Annotated in this window: 20 protein-coding genes; 11 read left to right on the forward strand and 9 right to left on the reverse strand. The window is 66.2% G+C overall.

Annotated elements, in window-relative coordinates:
- The first annotated feature begins 99 nt into the window (after positions 1–99).
- The 3 genes from recO to S58_RS16090 are packed head-to-tail and all read left to right on the forward strand — an operon-like array spanning position 100 to position 2258.
- The gene (gene recO / locus S58_RS16080) at positions 100–846 is read left to right on the forward strand and encodes a DNA repair protein RecO (RefSeq protein WP_015666397.1); all 747 of its coding nucleotides are present in this window, start codon (positions 100–102) and stop codon (positions 844–846) included.
- A 21-nt stretch (positions 847–867) separates the two neighbouring features.
- The gene (locus tag S58_RS16085; RefSeq protein ID WP_015666398.1) at positions 868–1851 is read left to right on the forward strand and encodes a glutathione S-transferase family protein; all 984 of its coding nucleotides are present in this window, start codon (positions 868–870) and stop codon (positions 1849–1851) included.
- The gene (locus S58_RS16090; protein ID WP_015666399.1) at positions 1848–2258 is read left to right on the forward strand and encodes an ACT domain-containing protein; all 411 of its coding nucleotides are present in this window, start codon (positions 1848–1850) and stop codon (positions 2256–2258) included. The genes S58_RS16085 and S58_RS16090 overlap by 4 nt, the downstream gene beginning before the upstream one ends.
- A gap of 29 nt (positions 2259–2287) precedes the next feature.
- On the opposite strand, the gene S58_RS16095 is transcribed toward S58_RS16090, so the two are convergent.
- Positions 2288–3337, reverse strand: coding sequence for a LysR family transcriptional regulator (locus tag S58_RS16095; protein WP_015666400.1), 1050 nt, complete (start codon positions 3335–3337; stop codon positions 2288–2290).
- A 154-nt stretch (positions 3338–3491) separates the two neighbouring features.
- Between S58_RS16095 and S58_RS16100 the strand changes: the two genes are divergently transcribed.
- From S58_RS16100 to S58_RS16110, 3 genes are all read left to right on the forward strand, one after another.
- Positions 3492–5153, forward strand: coding sequence for an acetolactate synthase large subunit (locus S58_RS16100; protein ID WP_015666401.1), 1662 nt, complete (start codon positions 3492–3494; stop codon positions 5151–5153).
- Between the two features lies 1 nt (position 5154).
- Complete coding sequence (locus tag S58_RS16105; RefSeq protein WP_015666402.1) at positions 5155–6756, forward strand: FAD-binding protein; 1602 nt, start codon at positions 5155–5157, stop codon at positions 6754–6756.
- Positions 6757–6876: 120 nt separating this feature from the next.
- The gene (locus S58_RS16110; protein WP_015666403.1) at positions 6877–7500 is read left to right on the forward strand and encodes a glutathione S-transferase family protein; all 624 of its coding nucleotides are present in this window, start codon (positions 6877–6879) and stop codon (positions 7498–7500) included.
- A gap of 3 nt (positions 7501–7503) precedes the next feature.
- Here S58_RS16110 and S58_RS16115 read toward each other — a convergent pair whose 3' ends face one another.
- The 6 genes from S58_RS16115 to S58_RS16150 form a co-directional block, all read right to left on the reverse strand.
- Positions 7504–8292 carry an IclR family transcriptional regulator gene (locus S58_RS16115; RefSeq protein ID WP_015666404.1) on the reverse strand — a complete coding sequence of 263 codons (789 nt, stop codon included), beginning with the start codon at positions 8290–8292 and terminating at the stop codon, positions 7504–7506.
- 34 nt (positions 8293–8326) lie between these two features.
- Positions 8327–9088: an SDR family NAD(P)-dependent oxidoreductase gene (locus S58_RS16120; RefSeq protein ID WP_015666405.1), complete on the reverse strand. Its 762-nt coding sequence runs from the start codon at positions 9086–9088 to the stop codon at positions 8327–8329.
- On the reverse strand, positions 9085–10818 hold the full coding sequence (locus S58_RS16125; RefSeq protein WP_015666406.1) for an FAD-dependent oxidoreductase: 1734 nt from the start codon (positions 10816–10818) through the stop codon (positions 9085–9087). The genes S58_RS16120 and S58_RS16125 overlap by 4 nt, the downstream gene beginning before the upstream one ends.
- A 10-nt stretch (positions 10819–10828) precedes the next feature.
- The gene (locus tag S58_RS16130) at positions 10829–12040 is read right to left on the reverse strand and encodes an ABC transporter substrate-binding protein (protein ID WP_015666407.1); all 1212 of its coding nucleotides are present in this window, start codon (positions 12038–12040) and stop codon (positions 10829–10831) included.
- 228 nt (positions 12041–12268) lie between these two features.
- Complete coding sequence (locus S58_RS16135) at positions 12269–12487, reverse strand: hypothetical protein (RefSeq protein ID WP_015666408.1); 219 nt, start codon at positions 12485–12487, stop codon at positions 12269–12271.
- Between the two features lie 779 nt (positions 12488–13266).
- Positions 13267–14097, reverse strand: a complete 831-nt coding sequence (locus S58_RS16150) for an alpha/beta fold hydrolase (protein ID WP_015666410.1) — start codon at positions 14095–14097, stop codon at positions 13267–13269.
- A 395-nt stretch (positions 14098–14492) separates the two neighbouring features.
- On the opposite strand from S58_RS16150, the gene parC reads away from it, so the two are divergent.
- Together parC and S58_RS16160 are read left to right on the forward strand one after the other, a co-directional pair.
- Positions 14493–16745, forward strand: a complete 2253-nt coding sequence (gene parC, locus S58_RS16155) for a DNA topoisomerase IV subunit A (RefSeq protein WP_015666412.1) — start codon at positions 14493–14495, stop codon at positions 16743–16745.
- Between the two features lie 269 nt (positions 16746–17014).
- Entirely contained in the window at positions 17015–17989 is a 975-nt protein-coding gene (locus tag S58_RS16160; protein ID WP_042339619.1) for a cation diffusion facilitator family transporter, read from the forward strand.
- 11 nt (positions 17990–18000) lie between these two features.
- On the opposite strand, the gene chrA is transcribed toward S58_RS16160, so the two are convergent.
- Both chrA and S58_RS16170 read right to left on the reverse strand, forming a co-directional pair.
- A complete protein-coding gene (gene chrA, locus S58_RS16165; RefSeq protein WP_015666415.1) occupies positions 18001–19392 on the reverse strand; it encodes a chromate efflux transporter in 1392 nt (463 codons plus the stop codon).
- Complete coding sequence (locus S58_RS16170) at positions 19389–20207, reverse strand: chromate resistance protein ChrB domain-containing protein (protein WP_015666416.1); 819 nt, start codon at positions 20205–20207, stop codon at positions 19389–19391. Before S58_RS16170 ends, chrA begins: the two co-directional genes overlap by 4 nt.
- 208 nt (positions 20208–20415) lie before the next feature.
- Between S58_RS16170 and dmeF the strand changes: the two genes are divergently transcribed.
- From dmeF to S58_RS16185, 3 genes are read left to right on the forward strand one after another with little or no spacing between them, the layout of a single operon-like run.
- Entirely contained in the window at positions 20416–21411 is a 996-nt protein-coding gene (gene dmeF, locus S58_RS16175) for a CDF family Co(II)/Ni(II) efflux transporter DmeF (protein ID WP_015666417.1), read from the forward strand.
- A 36-nt stretch (positions 21412–21447) separates the two neighbouring features.
- Positions 21448–21852, forward strand: a complete 405-nt coding sequence (gene arsC, locus S58_RS16180; RefSeq protein WP_015666418.1) for an arsenate reductase (glutaredoxin) — start codon at positions 21448–21450, stop codon at positions 21850–21852.
- Between the two features lie 43 nt (positions 21853–21895).
- Positions 21896–23170 carry an adenylate/guanylate cyclase domain-containing protein gene (locus S58_RS16185; RefSeq protein WP_015666419.1) on the forward strand — a complete coding sequence of 425 codons (1275 nt, stop codon included), beginning with the start codon at positions 21896–21898 and terminating at the stop codon, positions 23168–23170.
- Positions 23171–23228 lie beyond the last annotated feature (58 nt).

Genomic DNA, 23228 nt, shown 5'->3' on the forward strand with positions numbered 1-23228 from the left:
GTGTTTGCGGAGGTATCGAGCGCAAGCTACGATACGCGACAAGCACGCGGAGCGCAGCTGCGTACAGCGTAAGCGAGAATCGTGGAGACCGCTCGCCCGATGGAATGGACCGACGACGGCATCGTGCTGGGCATTCGGCGGCATGGCGAATCCTCCGCCGTGCTCGAGCTGCTGACGCGCGAGCATGGCCGTCATCTCGGGCTCGTCCGTGGCGCCAGCGGCAAGCGGATGCGGCCTGTCCTGCAGCCCGGCAACACCGTGCGGGCGGTGTGGCGCGCGCGGCTTGACGAACACCTCGGCATGTACGCCATCGACGGGCTCACCTTGCGTGCGGCCGAGCTGATGTCCGCTTCGCACGGCGCCTACGGCGTGACCCATCTGGCGGCGCTGGCGCGGCTGCTGCCCGAGCGCGATCCGCACGAGGACATGTATCTCAGGCTCGAACATGCGCTCGATGATTTCGAGGATGCGGGCGGCGCCGCCGCCCACATCGTGCGCTTCGAACTCGCCATCCTGGCCGAACTCGGCTTCGGGCTCGATCTCGAATCCTGCGCCGCCACCGGCGAAATGACCGATCTCATCTACGTGTCGCCGAAGTCGGGCGGCGCGGTGTCGCGCACGGCCGGCGCGCCCTGGGCCGACCGGCTGCTGCCGCTGCCGCCGTTCCTGCGCGAGAGCGAGGAGGACCATGGCTGGTCCGATCAGGATCTCTTCGACGGCTTTCGTCTGACCGGCCTGTTCCTGTTGCGCCACGTGCTGGAGCCGCGCGGGCAGGGCCATTCGGATGCGCGCGAGGGCTTCATCAACGCGGTGACGCGGGCCAGGGCGCGGCTGGCGCGGGCGTAGCCCCGAGGAGAGAGAACCATCATGGGATTGCTCGTCGACGGCCAATGGCACGACGTCTGGTACGACACCGCGGCCTCCGGCGGCCGTTTCGTGCGCAAGGACTCGGCCTTCCGCAGCTTCGTCACCGCCGACGGAAGCCCGGGTCCGACCGGCTCAGGCGGCTTCAAGGCCGAACCCGGGCGCTATCATCTCTATGTCAGCCTTGCCTGCCCATGGGCGCACCGCACCCTGATCATGCGTACGCTGAAGGGGCTCGACGAGATGATCTCGGTGTCGGTCGTGCACTGGCTGATGCGCGAGCAGGGCTGGACGTTTGCCAACGGCCCGGGCGTCGTGCCCGATGGCCTCAACCACGCGCAGCTCCTGCACCAGGTCTATACCGCGGCGGATCCGCGTTACTCAGGCCGTGTCACCGTGCCGGTGCTGTGGGACAAGGCGCAGCGGACGATCGTCAACAACGAGTCGTCCGAGATCATCCGGATACTCAACTCGGCATTCGATGGCGTCGGCGCTGCGCCCGGCGACTACTATCCACATGCGCTGCGCGACGAGATCGACGCGATCAATGCCCGCGTCTACGACACGCTCAACAACGGCGTCTACAAAAGCGGCTTTGCGACCACGCAAGGTGCCTATGAAGAGGCGATCGCACCGCTGTTTGCGACCCTCGACTGGCTGGAGGACAGGCTTGCGACGCGCCGCTTCCTGCTCGGCGATGTCCTGACCGAAGCCGACGTCCGGCTGTTCACGACCTTGATCCGGTTCGACGCGGTCTATGTCGGCCATTTCAAGTGCAACATCCGCCGCATCGCCGACTATCCGCATCTTTCGGCTTACACGCGCGACCTCTACCAATGGCCGGGAATCGCCGCGACTGTGAATTTCGAGCACATCAAGCGGCACTATTACGAGAGCCATCGCACCATCAATCCGACCGGTATCGTGCCGGTCGGGCCGCAACAGGACTTCACCGCGCCGCATGGTCGCGAGCGCCTGGTCCCGTGACCGGCGAGCGCAACCTCGACACGTTGCTGCGCACGATGACGCCCGAGCTGCAGGACGGCGTCTTCGTGTTCTGCACGGTCGATGCGGACAGCGAAGTTCCTGCCGGGCTGAAACCATTGCTGCAGTTTCGGGAGCGCGAAGGTATCACCCTCATTGTCAGAGCCGAGGACGCTGAGCGGGCAGGGCTGCCTCATCAGTTCGCCTCACGCCTGATCACGCTGACCGTCCATTCCGCGCTGGACGCGGTCGGCTTCCTCGCCGCGGTCACGACGCATCTGGCCGCGGCCGGCATCAGCGTCAATGCGGTGTCGGCCTTTCACCACGACCACCTGTTCGTGCCCGAGCACAGCGCCGCAGAGGCGCTGCGGCTGCTGCAGGAGATGTCGCGCGTGCCGCGCGCGCGTTGATCGCGGCACGCTCGTTTGCGACGGTGAGGTCAGGCGCGTCCCTTGGCGGCGGGACGAGAGCGACGACGCGGTGCCGTGGCCGGCTTGGCGGGCGGCGAAGGCTTTTTTCCGCGGCGCATCGCGCCCGCAGCCGGGCGCCGCGGCGTGATCAAAATCCTCTCGGCCTCCGCGCGGACCATGTCCATCAGCATCGTGGCCGCAGGCGACAGGGTGCGCCCCTTCAGCCTGAGCATGCCGAACTGGGCCATCAACAGGTCGGAGGTGCGCGGCTCCTGCAGCTCGGTCACATTGAGCCGAACCAGCTGACCTGAGGCGAGCTCCTGGGTGAGCACGGCATCGCCAGCGAGAAGCACGATGTCGGAGCGGATCGCGACCTGTGTCAACAGGCTGACATTCTCGGATTCGAGCGTGACGGCGAAGCCGTTGCCGTCGGCTGACGCGATCAGCGCGTTCAGGCGCTTCCTGAAATCCAGGGGGATGATGACGGACGCGAAGCGCTGGCCGGCGAGCTCGCGCGCCGAGAGCTCGGACCGGCCGGCCAGCGGATGCGTCGGCCGGCAGTAGAAGTGTCCGGGCAGGCTGCCGAGCGGCTCGACCTCGAGGCTGTCGTCGGCGCGGATGTCCGAAATATGCGCCAGGAAGAAATCGAGCTTGCCCTGCTGCAGGACATCCATCAGCAGCCGCCAATTGTCCTGCACCAGCGTGACGCGGACCGAGGGATGCCGCGTAGAGAGCCGGGCCACGGCTTCGGGCAGCAGCGTCAGCCCCGTGAAGGCGCCGACGCCGACCGCGACCTCGCCCGCGTCTCCCGACCGCAGCATGCGCATTTCGCGGCCGAGGTCGGCGGCGCTGGAGAGTAGCGTCTGGGCGTGCGCCACCAGCCGCTCGCCGACCGGGGTGATCTCCACCGAGCGCGAGCTGCGGTCGAACAGCCGCATGCCTGCGGCATCCTCCAACGCCTGCAGGCTGCGGCTCAGCGCCGACTGCGTGACATGGGCGCGCTTGGCGGCCCTGGCGAAATGCCGCTCTTCGGCGAGATAGACCAGCTGCTGCAGCTGGCGCAGGGTCGGCGTTTCCATCGATGAGCCAAATGCATTGATTGGGCCATAACAATTCATTGGATTTCTTGGACGGTCAATCCCACAATGGCCGAAACACATCGGGGGAACGCCACGGCGAGGCCGATCGGATCGCGCCCATGCTCTGTCGCTCCCCGCGGCAATAGGCTCTCCGATGCCCAATGGCGCCCAAGCCCTGATACGGACCCTCGTCAACGCCGGCGTGCGGGTCTGCTTCACCAATCCCGGCACCTCCGAAATGCACTTCGTCGCGGCGCTGGATTCCGCATCCGAAATGCGCGCGGTGCTGTGCCTGTTCGAGGGCGTCGCCACCGGCGCCGCCGACGGCTATGCACGCATGACGGGCCGGCCTGCGGCGACCCTGCTGCATCTCGGATGCGGCCTCGGCAACGGCCTCGCCAACCTGCACAATGCACGCAAGGGCAAGGTGCCCGTCGTCAACATCGTCGGCGACCATGCCACCTATCACGTCAAATACGACGCGCAGCTGCAGTCCGATATCGAGACCGTCGCGCGCAACGTCTCGCCGGGCTTCGTCTGGACCTCCCAGGTGACCTCGGAGCTGTGCCGCGATGCTGTTGCGGCGGTGAAGGCGGCGCGCGCGCGGCCCGGGCAGGTGGCGACCTTGATCCTGCCCGCCGACGTGTCCTGGGGCGAGGGCGGGGTAGCGGAGCCTGCGCCTGACATCGCGCCGCCGCCAGCCGCTGACGACGCCGCCGTGCAAGCCGTCGCCGCGGCGATCAAGGCGGGCGGGCGCAGCGCGCTGCTGCTCGGCGGCATGGCGTTGCAGGACGAGGCGCTGTTCGCGGCCGCACGCATTGCCGCGGCTGCAGGCGTCAAGGTCTATGCCGAGACGTTCCCAACGAGGATGCAGCGCGGCGCCGGCCTGCCGACGATCGACCGCATCGCCTATCTCGCCGAGATGGCATCTATCCAGCTCAAGGAGATCGACACGCTGATCCTGGTCGACGCCAAGGCGCCGGTGTCGTTCTTCGCCTATCCCGGCAAGAAGAGCTATCTCCCGCACGACGATTGCACGGTACTGACCCTGTCGACGCCCGCGGAAGATGCGGCGGCGAGCCTCGCCAAGCTTGTGGCTGTGCTCGGGGCTGAGCACGCCGCGCCGACGCTGGCACCTGCGGAACGGCCGGGCCGTCCGCGCGGCAAGAAGCTCACCGCTGAGAAGGTCTGCAAGGCGATCGGCCATCTGTTGCCCGAGAATGCCATCCTGGTCGACGAGGCGATCAGCTCCGGCCTGATGCTGTCGAAGTTCACGTCCGGCGCGCCGCGCCACGACCTGATCACGCTGACCGGCGGCGCCATCGGACAGGGGCTGCCGAACGCGATCGGCGCCGCGATCGCCTGTCCGGACCGGCCGGTGCTGGCGCTGATCGGCGACGGCAGCTCGATGTATACGATCCAGTCGCTGTGGACGATCGCGCGCGAGCAGCTCAACGTCACCGCCGTGATCTTCAACAACGCCTCCTATTCAGTTCTCAATGTGGAATTGGAGCGGGTCGGCGCCGAGCGGATCGGACCGAAGGCGCGGGCGCAGCTCGACCTGCACGGGCCGGTCTTGAAGTTCGCGCAGATCGCCGACGGCATGGGTGTGCCGTCGACCCGCGCGACTACGCCGGACGAATTCACCGATGCGCTGGCGCGCGCGCTTGCCACGCCGGGGCCGCATCTGATCGAGGCCATGGTGCCGCCGGCGCTGAGCGGGCTCAAGCTGAAGCTGCTGCCGCATCTGTTGGGATCGCTCGATCGCATGCCGTTGTCGGTGGCGCGCATGCTCAAGCGCAAGATCGCGCCGTGACATGAGCACGACGCTGCAATCCGATGTCGTCATCGCCGGCGGCGGTCTCGCCGGCATCGTCACCGCGCTCGAGGCTCTCAGCGCCGGCAAGTCCGTGACCGTGATTGACCGGGACACGCCGGAGCGGTTCGGCGGGCTGGCGCTGTGGGCGTTCGGCGGCATGGCGCTGATCGGCACCCCGCTGCAGGCGCGCATGAAGATCCCGGATACGCCGGAGATCGCGCTGCGCGACTGGCTGCGCTTCGGCGAGCTTGATGAGGCCGATCAGTGGCCGCTGCAATGGGCGCGCTATTATGTCGAGCATTCGCGCAGCGAGGTCTACGACTGGCTGCTTACCCATGGCGTGACCTTCATGCCGGCGGTGAACTGGGTCGAGCGCGGCCTGCAGGGCAACGGCAATGCGCTGCCGCGCTACCACATCGTCTGGGGCACCTCGCAGCGGCTGACGCGCGTGATGATCGAAGCGATGCGTGCGGCCGACAGTGGCGGCAGGCTCACGGTGCTGTACCGTCACCGCGTCGTGAGCCTCGATAGCGCCGGCGGTGCCGTGTCGGGCGTGGTTGCCATCAATGAAGAAACCGACGCGGAGATCCGTATCGCGGCGCCGCTCGTGGTGCTGGCGATGGGCGGCATCAATGGCAGCCATGAGGAGGCGCGCGCCAACTGGGTCAAAGGCCGGCCACTGCCGGCGGCGATGCTCAACGGCGCGCATCCGTTTGCCGATGGCAGGCTGCATCATCACGCCGCCGAGGCGATGGGTGCGCAGATCACCCATGCCGGCGAGATGTGGAACTACGCCGCCGGCATCCCGCATCCGTTCCCGCATTTCGCAGGCCACGGCCTGTCGCTGGTGCCGTGCAAATCGGCGCTGTGGCTCGACCACAAGGGCGAGCGCATCGGACCGGAGCCGCTGGTGACCGGCTTTGACACCCACGATCTGTGTCAGCGCGTCGCGGCGCAGGAGAAGCCGTACACGTGGCACCTTCTGAACTGGCGCATCGCTGCCAAGGAGTTCGCGATCTCGGGCGCCGAGCACAATCCGCGCATCCGCGACCGGCAGATGCCGATGTTCCTGAAGGAGACGTTGCTCGGCAACCATCGCCTGGTCAGGCAGATGCAGCGCGAGAGCCGGCACTTCCTGGTCGACGAGACGCTGTCCGGCCTCGCCGCCAAGATGAACGCGCTCACCGGAACTGATGACGTCAAGCCGGAGGTGCTGCAGGCCACAGCTGATGCCTTCGACGCGAATTTCAAGCACGGCGACAAGCTCCACAATGACGACCAACTGCGCCGCATCCTGCATGCCCGGCAATGGGGCCCGGACAAGCTCCGCACCTGCAAGCCGGCGCCGCTGCAGATGCGCGGGGCAGGGCCGTATATCGCGATCCACATGCAGCTCATTACCCGCAAGAGCCTCGGCGGCCTGCAGACTGATCTGCACAGCCGTGTGCTCGATGCGGCGGGCGCGCCGATCAGCGGCCTCTATGCGGTCGGCGAAGCCGCCGGCTTCGGCGGCGGCGGCGCTTCGGGCAAGCGCTCGCTCGAAGGTACTTTTTTGCCCGGCTGCATCCTCACCGCCCGCGCGGCGGTGCGGGCGATGTGATCCTGCGGCCGACGTCGTCGGCCGCGCGGATCGGTGGAACCGTCGCGAAAATTTTCGCGAGTCATTGTCGATCTGGTGCCCGCCCGTTCGTCTTCAAGGCATAACGGATGGAGACCCGTCATGAAGATCTACTGGATCAAGGCCCAGGCCCCGCGCCGCGTGCTGGCGCTGGTCAAGCATCTCGGCGTGCAGGCCGAGTTCATCGACATCAGCCGCGGCCTGAAGACCCCGGAGTTTGCCGCGCTCAATCCCAACATGAAGGCGCCGGTGCTGCTCGATGGCGACACCGTGCTGTGGGAGTCCGCCGCCATCATGGCGCATCTCTGCGTCAGAGAGAGCTGCGACATGTGGCCGGCGCGGAACCCGCAAGAGCAAATCGAGGTGCTGCGTTGGCTGGCGTGGACCGACTGCCACTGGGCGCCCGCGGTCGGGCCGTTCTATTTCGAGCACATCGTGAAGAAGACGTTCGGGATCGGTGCGCCGGACCGCGCAGCGCTGGTCGCGAAGGTGTCGAACCTGAAGACGTTCGCCGCCGTGCTCGACGCGCATCTCAGGTCGCACAGCCATATCGCCTGCGACCGGCTCACGATCGCCGATTTCGCGGCCGCCTCGATGGCGACCGACTGGCGTGAGGCCGAAATGCCGATGGAGCCGTTTCCCAACATCGTGCGCTGGCTCGACGGCCTGATGCGCTTGCCGGCCTGGGCCGAGCCGTGGCCAGAAAAGCGTTCTGCCGCTGCCTGAGCCTTACGGCTGCACCGTGCCGTGGCCGAGCTGCTTGGAGATCTCGGCCGCGCAGGCGCGTAAGCGGGTCGCAAGCGGTGATTGCCAGCCGGCATCGAAGGTGCCGGCCGGGCCCATCGCGGTGATGACCAGCGCGACATGGCCGGCGTGGTCGAACACCGGTGCTGCGAACGCATTGACGCCGGGCAGGGGATCGCCGATGGCGCGAGCGAGACCCTGCGCGCGCACCTCGGCCAGCATCTCGGCCACCTTCGGACTCTTCGGCGCGCGCTTCGGATTGTAGCCGACGCCGAGATGATCAAGGCCGGATTCGAGCGCTGCCTTCACCGTTTTCGGCGGCAGGAACGCCGCGAACGCCCGGCCCGTCGCGGTCTCCAGCAGCGCCATGATCGAGCCGACGCGCATCACGATGTGCACGGCATGGCTCGGCTCCTCCAGCCGCACCACGGTCGGGCCGTTGGTGCCCCACACCGCGAGCGACACCGCGTGGTCGATGGCGCCGGCGAGTTCTGCAATCTTCGGCGTCGCGATCCTCACCGCCGACAGCCGGCGCAGGCTGATCAGGCCGAGCTCGAGTGCGAGCGGGCCGATCTCGTAACGGCCGGTGGTCGCGTCCTGCTCGATCAGGCCGATGCGCGAGAAGCTGACGAGATAGGGATGCGCCTTGGCCGGCGGCAGCCCGGCCTCGCGCGCGAGGTCGCGCAGCATCATCGGCTCGCCGCTGCGCGCCAGCGCCTGCAGCAGGGTGCCGCCGACCTCGATCGACTGGATGCCGCGGCTCTCTCTGCCCATATCTGCTAACGTCCTCCGCGTGTTCGGCCGCTGCCTACACCGCCAGGAAGCCGCCGTCGACCGGCAGCGTGACGCCGTTGACGTAGGAGGCCATGTCGGAGACCAGGAAGACCACCGGGCCAACGAGCTCCTCCGGCTGCCCGACGCGACCGAGCGGGGTGCGGCTCATGAAGCCGGCGAGCCGCTGCGGATCGTTGCGCGTGGACTCCGTCATCGCGGTCGCGATCACGCCGGGCGCGATGGCGTTGACGCGGATGCCGTCGGCGGCGAGTTCGCGCGCCAGCGCCTGGGTCAGCGACTTCACGCCGCCCTTGGACGGCGAATAGCCGAGCGTGTTGCTGATGCCGATGAAAGAGGCGACCGAGGCGATGTTGACGATCGTGCCGCGCGTCGCGCGCAAGGCGGCGAGAAAGGCGTAGGTGACGTTGAACACGCCGTTGAGATTGACGTCGATGACGCGCTGCCAGTTCTGCGCGGCGCGCGGGGAATCGATGTTTTCGCGGATGATGATGCCGGCATTGTTGACGAGAATGGAGATGGCGCCGACCTCCGTGCGCAGTTGTGCCGCCAGCGCCGCGCATCCGGCGGCGTCGGTGACATCCAGCCGATGCGCCCACGCCTTGCGGCCATGATCGCGGATCTCCGCCGCGCAGCGCTCGGCGCCGTCCAAGTCGATGTCGGTGATGACAACATCGGCGCCGCGGCCCGCGAGCCCGAGTGCGATCGCGCGGCCATTGCCGTGCGCGGCTCCCGTGACCAGCGCGAGCTTGCCGGCCAACATCTGATGGTCGCTCATGCGGCGCTCCTTTTGGCGGCACGTTCGGCGAGATGCCGGCCGGCAATGTAGCCGAAGGTCAGCGCTGGTCCGAGCGTAATGCCGGCGCCGGGATAGTTGCCGCCCATGATGCTCGCCATGTCGTTGCCGGCGGCATAGAGCCCCTCGATGGGCTGGCCCTGGGCATCGAGCGCGCGGGCGTGCTCGTCGGTGCGGACGCCGGCATAGGTGCCGAGATCGCCGATCACCATCTTGATCGCATAGAACGGCCCATCCTTGATCGGCGCAACGCACGGGTTCGGCCCGTGCAGCGCATCGCCTTGGTAGCGGTTGTAGGCGCGCGAGCCCTTGCCGAAGGTCGGATCCTGGCCCAGCGCAGCATCGGCGTTGAACGCGGCCACCGTTGCTTCCAGCGACATCGCATCAATCCCGGTCACGCGCGCGAGCTCGGCGAGCGTCGTGCCGCGCTTCAGATACCCGGTGCTGAGATGGTGGCCGAGCGGCATCGGGAAGGGCGGCACGCAGCCGAGGCCGTAGCGACGCAACGAGCGATGATCGGCGACCAGCCAGGCCGCGATCTCGCGGCCGGGCTTGGCCGCCTTGACCATCGCCTGCACGAAGTCGTGGTAGGAATTGCCTTCATTGGCGAAGCGCACGCCGTCGGCGGTCACCGCGATCACGCCCGGCTTGGCGCGGTCGATGAAGTGCGGCATCACGCCCTTGCTGCCGTCCTTGCGCGTGGTGACGGAGACCGGCACCCAGGCCGCCGCATGCGGCAAGCCATCCTCGACGCGGCCTCCAACGGCTTCCGCCAGCCGCAGGCCGTCGCCGGTGTTGCCGACGGGACCGGGCGACATATGCTCCTGGCCGGTCGGCGCATGCGGAAACATCGCCTTGCGCCGTTCAACGTCGTGCGGGAAGCCGCCGCACGCCAGCACCACGCCGAGCCTGGCATTCACTCTGATGCGACGCCCCTGGCGCGTCACCACGGCGCCGCGCACCGCGTCGTCATCACGGATCAGCTCCGCCACGGGCGACGACAGCCACAAGGGAATGCCGAGATCGAACGCCGACTTCGCAAGCCGTCCCGCCAGCGCATTCCCATTGGTGAGCGTCATGCCGCGGCCGTGGCGCAGCACGTCCAGCGCATGTTTCGACAGCCGCTTGGCGACGTAGAACGCCGAGGTCAGCGACTTGGTCGCGCGCATGAAATGGATGATCTCCTTGCCGGAGCCGAGCATCATGCCGAACACGGTGAGCTCGGGCAGGGGCTGCCCGAGATCCTTGATGTGATCACCAAGCTCGCGGCCGTCGAACGGCCGCGTCGCCATCGAGCGCCCGCCCTGCGTGCCGCCCGGCGCTTCCGCGTGATAGTCCGGGAAGGTCAGCGGCATGTCGAACTTCAGCGCGGTCTTGCCGGTGAAGAAGTCGACCGCCTCCGGGCCCTTGGTCAGGAAGGCGTCGACGCGCGCTGCATCGAACGAGTTGCCGGCCTCGTGGCGCAGATAGGTGCGCGCCAGCTCGGGGGGCTCGTCGATGCCCCAGGCCTTCGCAAGCGACGTGCCGGGAATCCACAGCCAGCCGCCGGAGCGCGCGGTGGTGCCGCCGAAGCGCGGCTCCTTCTCGGTGACGACGACCTTCAGCCCGGCATGGGCGGCGGTGACCGCGGCCGACAGCCCGGCCGCGCCGGAGCCGACCACCAGCACGTCGCACTCGACTGTATCGCCGTCCTGAGGCTCAGCTGCGCTCATGCGCGTGCTCCTACTTCTTGAACAGCGGGCACTTGGATTCCGAGACCGGGCGGAACGCATCCTCACCCTTCACGGTCTTGACGATCTCCAGATAGTCCCACGGCTCCTTGGATTCCGACGGCTTCTTGACGCGGGCGAGATACATGTCGCGGATGACGCGGCCGTCCTCGCGCAGCCTGCCGCCATGCACGAAGGTGTCCTCGATCGGCAGCTCCCGCATCTTGGCCATGACCGCCTTGGGATCGTCGGTGCCGGCGGCCTTGATGGCCTTGAGATAATGCAGCACCGAGCCGTAGACGCCGGTCTGGATCATCGTCGGCATCACCTTGGTGCGGGCGTAGAACTTCTTCGACCAGGCGCGGGTGGCGTCGTCCATCGCCCAGTACGACGCCGTGGTCATGTAGGTGCCCTGCGCAGCCTCGAGCCCGATCGCATGCACGTCGGTGTCGAACATCAGCAGGCCCACGAGCTTCTGGCCGCCCTTGACCAGGCCGAACTCGCCGGATTGCTTGATGGCATTGTCGGTGTCCTGGCCGGCATTGGCGAAGGCGACGACGTCGGCCTTCGAGCTCTGCGCCTGCAGCGCGAAGGACGAGAAGTCGGCGGTGTTGGTCGGATGTTTGACGCCGCCCAGGATGGTGCCGCCGAGCTCCTTGATCAAGCGCGTGGCGTCCTTTTCGAGCTGCTGGCCGAACGCATAATCCGCGGTGATGAAGTACCAGGACTTGCCACCCTGGCTGATCACCGCCGAGGTCGTGACCTTCGACAGCGCATAGGTGTCATAGGTGAAGTGCACGGTGTTGGGGCTGCACAGCTCGTCGGTCAACGAGCTCGCGCCGGGACCGGACAGCAGCGCGATCTTGTTGCGCTCGCGCACCATGTTGTGCACGGCAATCGCAATGCCGGAATTGGGGATGTCGACCACGGCGTCGACCTTGCCGTTGTCGAACCAGTCGCGGACGACCGTGGTGCCGACGTCGGTCTTCATCTGATGATCGGCGCTGATGATCTCGATCGGCTTGCCGAGCACGGTCGGGCCGAACTCCTCCACCGCCATCTTCGCCGCCTCGACCGAGCCAGGCCCGCTGTTGTCGCGCCCCCAGCTGGAAAGGTCGGTCAGCACGCCGATCCGCACCACGTCGTCTGAGACCTGGGCCGAGGCGTTGGTCGCGATGAATGATGTCGTTGCCAGGAACGCGCAGGCCAGCAGCTGCCGTCGCATGAAGATCCTCCCCGTTTGGTCCGCTCTGTCGGCGGTCATGGACGGGAGTTAGGCATTGACGAATTAATTTGTCAATTACGAATACACGGGGTGCAGCTCCGAACGCGCCGCAGCGGACAGCGGCTTCGGCACGCAGGCGGGATAGGCCCGGCCATGACGGGGATAGAGCTCACCAACAGCGGAGGTGTTCTTAATTTCGGCGGAAGGGTAAAGTTGTCGGTCTCCGTTCTACACTCGCGGCATGATCTGCAGTTCGAGCAGCGCGAGGCGCTGCATGACGGCGGGATCACGCTCGCCGGTCTTGGCGGCGCGCAACACGGATTCCGCGAGCAGGTTGACATGGGTCGAACTGACCGGCTCGGGCAGCGCCGCCACCGCGTCATCGAGCGCCTGAATCATCAGCGCGATGACGTCAGGCGCAAAGGCAGCGTCTGAAAAATCCTTCATGCAGAATTGTCCGCAGCAGGTGCTTCGGGGACATCGATCACGCGGCACATTGATAGTTCCCAACGCGCCACCTGCGGCAACGGTTCCGCCGCTCGCATTGTTCGGATATGCAGAATCAGCGTCCTGATATGCGCAGATTGCCCGTCGAGCCAATCTGCCGCAGGGGGGCGGCTTGTGTCGTCGGGCAAATCAGGTCGATGTTTCCGTCCATCCCGCCTCACTGATGAAAGGCGTTGCGCGCGATCGTCACGACACGCGAGGCGGGGATGCGATGGCCTGTTGGAGCGCAGCGCGCCTGTTGCGCGCGGACGAACGTCTCCGGCAGGACGACGAAATCGCAGCGTCCTGGCGCCCCGATGCTGGCGCCAAGTTCGAAAGCGATGCCTTGTGCATCGCGCGGACGACGGTGGCTAACGAGCCGGACACCGGGGAGACTGCGTATAAATCGTAAGCCCATCGCGCAGGGAGGGCCGGGTCGTCCGGCTGACCTGTGGTACCTGCCGCCTGCATTTTTTCCGCAGGCGGGCCACGGGCCTCAGTCGAGGTCCGGCCTTCCCTGCGCCCTCTGATTGGAGAGGGCGGATCGATATTGATAACTCGGGCGCAGATCGCGTCGCGAGGAGGCAGACACGCGTATGGTGGCGAGGAGTATGTCGCTCTCGGCCGTCATCGCCCGCGCAGGCGGACGATCCAGTACGTCGAGGCCCCCCGGCTTGATCATAGGCGCCAGTGGATACTGGATCGCCCGGTCAAGCCGCGCGATGACACCGAACTTGGAGCTATCCCTTGATGAACGCCAGCAGGTCCGCATTGATGACGTCGGCATGCGTCGTCGCCATGCCGTGTGGAAAGCCCGGATAGGTCTTCAGCGTGCCATGCTTCAGCAGCTTGATGCCGATGCGTGCGGAATCGTCGATCGGCACGATCTGGTCGTCCTCGCCATGCATCAGCAGCACCGGCACGTCGATCGCCTTGAGATCCTCTGTGAAGTCGGTCTCGGAGAACGCCTTGATGCAATCATAGTGCGCCTTGGTGCCGCCCATCATGCCCTGCCGCCACCAGTTGCGGATCACGCCTTCGGAAATCTTGGCGCCGGGCCGGTTGAAGCTGTAGAAGGGACCGCTGGCGACGTCGAGATAGAACTGCGCGCGGTTGGCGGCGAGAGCGGCGCGGAAGCCGTCGAACACCTCGATCGGCAGGCCGCCTGGGTTCTTGTCCGACTTCACCATGACCGGCGGGATCGCGCCGATCAGCACGGCCTTGGCGACGCGGCCCTTGCCGGCGCGTGCGACGTAATGAGCGGCCTCGCCGCCGCCGGTGGAATGGCCGACATGGATCGCGTCCTTGAGGTCGAGCTTTTCGACCAAGGCCGTCACATCAGCCGCGTAGGTGTCCATCTCGTTGCCGTTTTCGGTCTGGCTCGAGCGGCCATGGCCACGGCGGTCATGCGCGATGACGCGAAAGCCCTTGTCGAGGAAGAACAGCATCTGCGTGTCCCAATCATCGGACGACAGCGGCCAGCCATGATGAAAGACGATGGGCTGGCCCGAGCCCCAATCCTTGTAGAAGATCTGCGTGCCGTCCGATGTCGTCACGAATCCTGAGCTCATGGGGTGTCAGCCTTTCTCACTGGATGGGATCTGCCGCGTTCAAGGCGCGGTGCGATGGCGCAGCTCGCCGAACGGTTGTGCTGGCGAGGATGCGCGCGGCCACCTTAGCGGCGACGGTTGACGATCTCAGCAACACAGACTCGTGTGCGACATCGTTGCACCTGAAGAGACGCGCAGTGGCTGCCCGATTTGCGGGCATCACGACATGCGTCTGCTCGGAGCAGATCGCGTGAATGCCAGGCCTTATTGCGGTTCCCAGCCGGATTCCCGGCCTTTTCCTCGCGGAACCGGGCAGGGCCGTCATTGCGCCCCGGCGCATCATCGCATAAAGCCTGTTCCCAAATCGTTCACGCCAGCTCAGGTTCATGGGCTAACCCACTGAAAGCTCAACGCTAATGGGAAAATCACTGATTCCGCCGGAGCCGGCGGAGATTCACGAGGTGACGCTGCGGGACGCGCTGGAAGAGCGCTATCTCGCCTATGCGCTCTCGACCATCATGCATCGCGCGCTGCCCGACGCCCGCGACGGCCTCAAGCCCGTCCACCGGCGCATCCTCTACGGCATGCGGCTGCTGCGGCTCGACCCCGGCACGGCGTTCAAGAAGTCCGCCAAGATCGTCGGCGACGTGATGGGCTCGTTCCATCCGCATGGCGACCAGGCGATCTACGATGCGATGGTGCGCCTCGCGCAGGACTTTTCCTCGCGCTATCCGCTGGTCGACGGCCAGGGCAATTTCGGCAACATCGACGGCGATAACGCCGCGGCCTATCGCTACACCGAAGCGCGGATGACCGATGTCGCGCGTCTGCTGCTCGAAGGCATCGATGAGGACGGCGTCGAGTTCCGTCCGAACTATGATGGCCAGTCCAAAGAGCCGGTGGTGCTGCCGGGCGGCTTTCCGAACCTGCTCGCCAATGGCGCGCAGGGCATCGCGGTGGGCATGGCGACCTCGATCCCACCGCACAATGCCGCCGAACTCTGCGACGCCGCGCTGCATCTGATCGAGAAGCCCGACGCCAAGTCGCGCGCGCTGCTGCGCTGGGTGAAGGGACCTGATTTCCCGACCGGCGGCACCGTGATCGATTCCAAGGAACAGATCATCGAGGCCTACACCACCGGCCGCGGCTCGTTCCGCGTCCGTGCTAAGTGGAAGCAGGAAGAAGGCAACCGCGGCACCTGGATCGTCGTCATCACCGAGATCCCGTATCTCGTGCAGAAGTCGCGCCTGGTCGAGAAGATCGCCGAGCTGCTCAACGAGAAGAAGCTGCCGCTGGTGGGCGACGTCCGCGACGAATCCGCCGAGGATGTGCGGCTGGTGATCGAGCCGAAGTCCAAGAACGTCGATCCGGCGCTGATGATGGAGTCGCTGTTCCGGCTCACCGATCTCGAGAGCAAGATCCCGCTGAATTTGAACGTGCTGATCAAGGGCAAGATCCCCAAGGTGGTGGGCCTTGCCGAAGCCTTGCGCGAATGGCTCGATCATCTGCGCGACGTGCTGCTGCGGCGTTCGAACTACCGCAAGAAGCAGATCGAGAACCGGCTGGAGATCCTCGGCGGCTATCTGATCGCCTATCTCAACATCGACGAGGTGATCCGGATCATCCGCACCGAGGATGAGCCGAAGCCGGTGCTGATGAAGACCTTCAAGCTCACCGAGGTGCAGGCCGAGGCGATCCTCAACATGCGCCTGCGGAGCTTGCGCAAGCTCGAGGAAATGGAGATCCGCACCGAGGACAAGAACCTGCGCGGCGAGCTCAAGGGCATCAATGCGCTGCTCGGGTCCGAGGAGCTGCAGTGGGCGAAGGTCGGCGAGCAGGTCAAGACCGTGCGCGACCTGTTCGGGCCGAAGACGCCGCTCGGCAAGCGCCGCACCAATTTCGCCGATGCGCCCGAGCACGATCTCGCCGCCATCGAAGAGGCCTTCATCGAGCGCGAGCCGGTGACGGTCGTCGTCTCCGACAAGGGCTGGGTGCGCACCTTGAAGGGCCACGTCGCCGATTTGTCGAACCTGCAGTTCAAGACCGACGACCAGCTCGGGCAATCGTTCTTTGCCGAGAACACCTCGAAGGTGTTGCTGTTCGCCAGCAACGGCAAGTTCTACTCGCTCGACGTCGGCAAGCTGCCGGGCGGCCGTGGCCATGGCGAGCCGATCCGCATGTTCATCGATCTCGATCAGGACGCTTCGATCGTCTCGATGTTCGTCACCAAGGGTGAGCGCAAGTTCCTGGTGGCGGCCTCCGATGGCCAGGGTTTTGTCGTCAAGGAAGAGGATTGCGTCAGCAACACCCGCAAGGGCAAGCAGGTGCTCAACGTGACGGCGCCGGCCGAAGCGCGCGCGATCACCACTGTCCAAGGCGATCAGGTCGCTGTCATCGGCACCAACCACAAGATGGTGGTGTTCGGGCTCGACCAGGTGCCGGAGATGGCGCGCGGCCGCGGCGTGCGCCTGCAAAAATATACCAGCGCGCAGCTGTCCGACGTCACGACGTTCGAGCAGAAGCAGGGTCTCGCCTGGAAGGATTCCGCCGGTCGCGACCAGGGCCTGAGCTGGAAGGAACTGGCCGACTACCGCGGCAACCGCGCCGACGCTGGCCGCGTCGCGCAGGGCCTGCCGAAGTCGAACAAGTTCAACCGGCCGATCGAGTGAGGCGACCGAGCGTGAGATGCGTGAAGCGTTGACTTCGCACGACTGTTGGAAAAGGCATCGGCCGGACCCACAAATGAGGTCGTCGTCCCGGGCAAGCCTCGCGCGCGCAGCGCGTGGGGCGCCGACCCGGGACCCATAACCACAGGACGCGGGATGGGGCAATCTGGAACGACGCGCGTGCCAACCGATTGCCGCCGGTGGTTATGGGTCCCGGCGTTCGCCGGGACGACAGCTCACCTAATTGTCAGCACCGCCTCTTAGGTTGTCAGATGGCGCACTCACACCAGCATCACGACGACCACGACCATGATCATCCCCATGATCGCGCCCACTCTCATTCCCACGCGCACGGCCATGCTGGCCACAGCCATGCGCCGGCGAGCTTCGGCGCGGCGTTCGCGATCGGCGTCGGGCTCAACACCGTCTTCGTCGTCGCCGAGCTCGTGTTCGGCTATGCCGCGCATTCGCTGGCGCTGATCTCGGACGCCGTCCACAATCTGTCGGACGTGATGTCGCTGCTGCTGGCCTGGGGCGCGCTGTGGCTATCGGGGCGGCGGCCGACCGACCGCCACACCTACGGCTATCGCCGCGCCTCGATCCTGGCCGCGCTGATCAACGCCGGTCTCCTGCTGCTGGTGGTCGGCGGCATCGCCGTCGAAGCCTTCGATCGCCTGCGCAATCCGGGCGAGGTGGCCGGCATCACCGTGCTGTGGGTCGCAGCGCTCGGCATCGTCATCAACGGCGCCACCGCGCTGCTGTTCATGCGCGGCCGCGACACCGACCTCAACATCCGCGGCGCCTATCTGCACATGGCGGCCGATGCCGCGGTGTCGTTTGGCGTCGTCGTGGCGGCGCTGGTCACGATCTGGACCGGGTGGCTGTGGGTCGATCCGGTGGTCAGCCTCATCATCGCGCTCGTGGTGCTGCTCAGCGGCTGGGATCTCGCGCGCGACAGCGTCAACCTCGCGCTCGATGCCGTGCCGCGCGACATCGCGCTTCCCGAGGTGCGCGATTATCTCGCTGCGCTCGACGGCGTCAGCGAGGTGCACGATCTCCACATCTGGGCGATGAGCACCAACGAGACCGCGCTGACCGCGCATCTGGTGTGCCCCCGCGGGACCGACGACGCATTTCTGCATCACGTCTGCGCCGAACTGTCCTATCGCTTCAACATCCAGCACCCGACGCTGCAGGTCGAGACCGACGGCTGCGCCTGCAAGCTCGCCCCCGCCGACGTCGTGTGAGCCGCGATGCGTCAGCTCCAGCCGGCCAGCCTGAGCAGCACGCCGGCGGCGCAGGACGCCGCGAGCACCGTCAGCATGCCCTGCTTGAAGCGGATGATGGCCACCGCCGCGGCGACCGCGAGCACCAGTGCTGGACCATCGACGCTCGACAGCACCGGCGCGTCGAAATCCAGGCCGAAGCCGCTCACCGGAAAGGTCTGGTGAAACAGCGTATGCAGCGCGAACCAGATCGACAGGTTCAGGATCACGCCGACGACCGCGGCCGTGATCGCACCGAGCGCGCCGGCAAGGGCCTTGTTGCCGCGCAGTCGTTCGATGTAGGGCGCGCCGACGAAGATCCAGAGAAAGCACGGCGCAAACGTCACCCAGGTCGCGAGCAGGCCGCCGAGCGTGCCCGCGATCAGCGGCGAGAGCGATCCGGGATCGCGCGCGGCGGCGATGAAGCCGACGAATTGCAGCACCATGATCAGTGGGCCCGGCGTGGTCTCGGCCATGCCGAGACCGTCCAGCATCTCCTGCGGCTTCAGCCAGTGATAGTGCTCGACCGCCTGCTGCCCGACATAAGCGAGCACCGCATAGGCGCCCCCGAACGTCACCATCGCCATCTTGCTGAAGAACAGCGCGATCTGGCTGAACGTGTTGGCGGTCCCCAGCATCATCAGCAGCGCAATCACGGGGACCAGCCACAGCGCGAGCCAGACCAGCGCCGTGATCAGCGTTCGCTGCGCATTGGGCCTGGCATGGTCGGGCAGCACCTCGCCAAGCGCGCTGTCGCCGTCGCTATTGCCGCTGGATCCATGGCCCGCGGCGGCGAATTCGGTCCGGCCGGCACGCGCGCCGAGATAGCCGATCAGGCCGGCACCGATGATGATGATCGGGAAGGGCACCGCGAAGAAGAAGATCGCAATGAACGCGGCCGCGGCGATGCCGATCATGACATTGTTGCGCAGCGCGCGGCTGCCGACCCGCACCACCGCCTGGATCACGATCGCGAGTACCGCCGCCTTCAGCCCGAAGAACAGCGCCTCGACGAACCAGACATGGCCGAAGGCGACGTAGATCCAGCTCAACGCCATGATCGCGATGATGCCCGGCAGAATGAACAAGCCGCCGGCCATCAGGCCGCCGGCCGTCCGGTGCATCAGCCAGCCGATATAGGTTGCAAGCTGCTGTGCCTCGGGGCCGGGCAGCAGCATGCAGTAATTGAGCGCATGCAGGAAGCGGCTCTCCGAGACCCAGCGCTTCTCGTCGACGATGATGCGATGCATGACCGCGATCTGGCCGGCCGGTCCGCCGAAGGACAGCAGCGCCACGCGCAGCCAGACCTTGAACGCCTCGGTGAAACTGACGCCGTGGGCGGCGTCAGCTTCGGTGGAGCGGGTCGATGAGACCAGTTCGGTCATGGCTTCACCTTGTTGGTCGGCCAGTTGTGCGATTCACCGGTCGCGTCGCGGCACCAGCGATAGAACGCATCGTAGAGTGCAAGGCCAGCGTCGAGTTGAGCCAGGTCGTCATCGTAGATCCGGGACAGGCCCAAGGAGGCGGCGAGCAGCCCCGGCGCTTCCGGGCTTTGATCGAGCCGCGCGGTATCGGCCGCGCGCACGATGCCGGCGAGCCGCAGCAAGGCCGGCGTCGCCAGCGCGAACTCCTCGATCATCACGTCGAAGGTGCAGAGCTCGCCGCGGTGGCTCCAGAACGTGTTCTCGATGTCGAAAGGCGCGGCCCTGAAGCGCTCTCCGACCGCCACGACCTCGGATGGCGCGACGTAGAGGAACACGGCCTGCGGGTCGACGAAGCGCCGGATCAGCCAGGGACAGGCGATGCGGTCGACCTTCGGCCGGGCGCGAGTCACCCATACCGTCCGGCCCTCAGCATCGCGCGGCGGCAGCTTTGTCGTCGGGACCAGCGGCAGACCCGCTGCCTTCCAGGCTTCGAAGCCGCCCTCCAGCGTTTCCGCCGCCGCCTTGGCGATGCGCAGCCAGGCCGCTGCGCCTTGTGCCAGCTTGCCGCCTCGCATGCAGATCACGATCACGGAGCGTCCGGCGAATTCCTGGCCCCAGCCAGGAGCGTCCTCGGCGCGGCGTCGAATGGCGCCAGGCACGAGACGTGGATCGACGGCAACGTCTTCTTCAGTACGTACATCGATCAGGACCGGACACTCCGGCGTTCCGATCAGTCGGGAGAGCTTTTCAGGAGAAATTGATGCGAATGATGACATGATGCGTCCTCGTGTCAAAATGACGGGACGCGATACTTGGGCATGTCGCCTCGTGGGGAGATCGCGAGGTCCCCATGGGCAACATTACAGCGGAACCGGTTGCGCATGTCAATCGCCGCGAGGCGATCGCGGCCTGTGATAATATGGGTCCTGCGCTGCCGGGCGGCTGAACCGAAGCGGTCGCACGTCAATTCGAGGAGAACGGCCGATGCCGACACAAGCAGATCATTGGGCGCATGATCATGTCTTCCTGGGCGCCCAGCACGAGCGCAACGAGCGCCGCACCTGGTTCGTCGTCGGCCTGACCTTGGTGATGATGGCCGGCGAGATTGCCGCCGGCTCGCTGTTCGGGTCGATGGCGCTGCTTGCCGATGGCTGGCACATGGGCACGCATGCGGCGGCGCTGGGGATTGCCGGGCTCGCTTACCTGTTCGCCCGCCGGCACGCTCGCAATCCGTCGTTCACCTTCGGCACCGGCAAGTTCGGCGAGCTGGCCGCCTTCTCCAGCGCCATCATCCTGCTGATCATCGCCATCCAGGTGGCATACGAAAGCGCGGTTCGCCTGCTCAGCCCCGAGCCGATCGCCTATGGCGAGGCGATTGCGGTCGCCATCCTCGGACTTTTCGTGAACCTGGTCAGCGCCTGGCTGCTGGCCGGCTCCCACCAGCACCACCATCACGGCCATCATGATCACGCCGAGCATCATCATGATGATCACCATCATGATGATCACGGTGGTCATGACCATCATCAACACGATCACGGTCACCACCATCATCACGACAATAATCTGCGCGCGGCCTATCTGCACGTGCTGGCGGATGCGGCGACCTCGCTGCTGGCGATCGGCGCGCTTCTGATCGGCATGTATCTGGGCTGGAGCTGGGCCGACGCGGCCGTCGGCCTGATCGGCAGCGCCGTCATCGCCAGCTGGGCCTGTGGCTTGATCCGCGACGCCGGCGCGGTGCTGCTCGACGTCAATGCCGACCGGCGGCTGGAGGCCACGATCCGGGCGCGGCTGGAAGCGGGAGGAGACCGCGTCACCGACCTGCATCTCTGGCAGGTCGGTCCCGGTCATCGGGCCGTCGTGGTCTCGATCGTTTCCAACACACCGCTGGCGCCGGCGATGTACAAGCAGCGCCTGAGCGACCTGCGTGAGCTGAGCCATGTCACGGTGGAGGTGGAGCACGGCCTGCCTGTCTGATAATGGCTTCTCGCTTCACATGGATGGACTGCTCCGATGCCCGTAACGATCTATCACAATCCGGCCTGCGGCACCTCGCGCAACACGCTCGCGATGATCCGCGCCTCGGGCGAGGAGCCTGATGTCATCGAGTATCTGAAGACACCGCCCAGCCGCGAGCAGCTGATCGCGCTGATCAATGCGATGGGGGTCAAGGTGCGCGACCTGCTGCGTGAGAAGGGGACGCCCTATGCGGAGCTTGGGCTCGGCGATCCCAAATGGACCGACGACCAGCTGATCGAGGCGATGCTCGTGCATCCGATCCTGATCAACCGGCCGATCGTGGTGACCGGCAAGGGCGCACGGCTCTGCCGGCCCTCCGAGCTTGTGCTCGACCTGCTGGACCATCCCGTTGCGTCATTCACCAAGGAGGATGGTGAGGTGGTGAGCTCGCCCGCCTGATTTTTCCGAAGAAGCATAGTGTGACTCGTTGGTGAGTTGACCCATGGATACGGCGACCCGTCTGGAAGTGGCAAATTGGCTCGTCGCTCAGAGCCTGACCGGCATGCCGGAAAACGAGATCCTGCGCGGCTTCTGCAAGCGTTGCTGCGCGGCCGGGCTGGAATTGTCGCGAAGCCTTGCGATCATCGATACGCTGCATCCGATTTTCGAGGGGCGCGGCTTCCGCTGGAACGATGTCGACACGAACGAAGCCGACAGCTTCGAATATGGCTCAAGCAATGAAGGAGAGGCGGCACAGAATTGGCGGCGCTCGGTCTTCCATCACATGCTGGAGAATGGCGATGACGAGTTCAGCATTGACCTGATGGATTGCGCGCATCTGGATTTCCCGATCATCGAGGATCTCGTGGCGCAGGGGCATCGGCACTATCTCGCCTTCGTGCACCGGTTCGGCGAAGCCGGCACGCTCGGCCAGATGGATTGCTTCTATTCGAACTGGCTGACGCGACGTGACGGCGGCTTCACCGACACGCAGATCGGCGCATTGCGGGACCTGGTCCCGCTGCTCGCGCTGACGGTCAAGTCCGCGCAGCAGGTCGACATCGTGCGAACGCTGGGCCGGGTCTATCTCGGCCGCGATGCGTCGGAGCAGGTGCTGCGCGGCCGCATCTCCCGCGGTGTCACCGAGCGCATCAATGCCGTGCTGTGGTTCTCCGACCTGCGCAGCTCGACGGCGATCTCCGAGAGCATCTCGCCGGATGAGATCATTCCGCTGCTCAACGACTATGCGGAGGCCTCGATCGATGCGATCTATGAGGCTGGCGGGGACGTGCTGAAGCTGATCGGCGACGGCGTGCTCGCGATCTTCACTGGTGGCGACATGTCCGCAGCCCGGCATGCCGCGCTACGCGCCGAGCATCGGTTTCGCCTCAACATCAGCAAGCTCAATGCGCGGCGCGCCGGGGAGGGGCGGCCGGTGACGTCGGCCTATGTGGGCCTGCATGTCGGCGAGGTGTTCTACGGCAACATCGGCAGCGAGGATCGGCTCGACTTCACTGTGGTGGGGCCTGCCGTCAACGAGGTCAGCCGCATCGCCTCGATGTGCCGCTCGGTCGATCGGGAGCTGCTGGCCTCCTCGGAATTCTGCGCGGGGCTCGACGACGAAGGGCGCCGCTATCTCGTGTCGACCGGGCGCTACGCGTTGCGGGGCATCGGCCGCGCGCAGGATCTGTTCACGCTCGATCCGGAGATCGCGGCGAGTCCGTCGGCGACGAAGGCTTATGAGAACTTCCTCGCGGACGAGATGTCGCACCCTTGACCCACGTCAATGCCGTGACGAGGCGAGTCTGCCCAGCATCCTCTGCCGGGGAGATGAA

The sequence above is a fragment of the Bradyrhizobium oligotrophicum S58 genome, assembly GCF_000344805.1.
GTDB lineage: Bacteria > Pseudomonadota > Alphaproteobacteria > Rhizobiales > Xanthobacteraceae > Bradyrhizobium > Bradyrhizobium oligotrophicum.

Coding starts and splice junctions, on each gene's coding strand:
- S58_RS16085 (WP_015666398.1), top strand. CDS start 868: ATGGGATTGCTCGTCGACGGCCAATGGCACGACGTCTGGTACGACACC.
- recO (WP_015666397.1), top strand. CDS start 100: ATGGAATGGACCGACGACGGCATCGTGCTGGGCATTCGGCGGCATGGC.
- S58_RS16160 (WP_042339619.1), top strand. CDS start 17,015: ATGGCGCACTCACACCAGCATCACGACGACCACGACCATGATCATCCC.
- S58_RS16110 (WP_015666403.1), top strand. CDS start 6,877: ATGAAGATCTACTGGATCAAGGCCCAGGCCCCGCGCCGCGTGCTGGCG.
- dmeF (WP_015666417.1), top strand. CDS start 20,416: ATGCCGACACAAGCAGATCATTGGGCGCATGATCATGTCTTCCTGGGC.
- S58_RS16115 (WP_015666404.1), bottom strand. CDS start 8,292: ATGGGCAGAGAGAGCCGCGGCATCCAGTCGATCGAGGTCGGCGGCACC.
- S58_RS16185 (WP_015666419.1), top strand. CDS start 21,896: ATGGATACGGCGACCCGTCTGGAAGTGGCAAATTGGCTCGTCGCTCAG.
- S58_RS16095 (WP_015666400.1), bottom strand. CDS start 3,337: ATGGAAACGCCGACCCTGCGCCAGCTGCAGCAGCTGGTCTATCTCGCC.
- S58_RS16105 (WP_015666402.1), top strand. CDS start 5,155: ATGAGCACGACGCTGCAATCCGATGTCGTCATCGCCGGCGGCGGTCTC.
- S58_RS16125 (WP_015666406.1), bottom strand. CDS start 10,818: ATGAGCGCAGCTGAGCCTCAGGACGGCGATACAGTCGAGTGCGACGTG.
- S58_RS16120 (WP_015666405.1), bottom strand. CDS start 9,088: ATGAGCGACCATCAGATGTTGGCCGGCAAGCTCGCGCTGGTCACGGGA.
- S58_RS16170 (WP_015666416.1), bottom strand. CDS start 20,207: ATGTCATCATTCGCATCAATTTCTCCTGAAAAGCTCTCCCGACTGATC.
- chrA (WP_015666415.1), bottom strand. CDS start 19,392: ATGACCGAACTGGTCTCATCGACCCGCTCCACCGAAGCTGACGCCGCC.
- S58_RS16150 (WP_015666410.1), bottom strand. CDS start 14,097: ATGAGCTCAGGATTCGTGACGACATCGGACGGCACGCAGATCTTCTAC.
- parC (WP_015666412.1), top strand. CDS start 14,493: ATGGGAAAATCACTGATTCCGCCGGAGCCGGCGGAGATTCACGAGGTG.
- S58_RS16130 (WP_015666407.1), bottom strand. CDS start 12,040: ATGCGACGGCAGCTGCTGGCCTGCGCGTTCCTGGCAACGACATCATTC.
- S58_RS16135 (WP_015666408.1), bottom strand. CDS start 12,487: ATGAAGGATTTTTCAGACGCTGCCTTTGCGCCTGACGTCATCGCGCTG.
- arsC (WP_015666418.1), top strand. CDS start 21,448: ATGCCCGTAACGATCTATCACAATCCGGCCTGCGGCACCTCGCGCAAC.
- S58_RS16100 (WP_015666401.1), top strand. CDS start 3,492: ATGCCCAATGGCGCCCAAGCCCTGATACGGACCCTCGTCAACGCCGGC.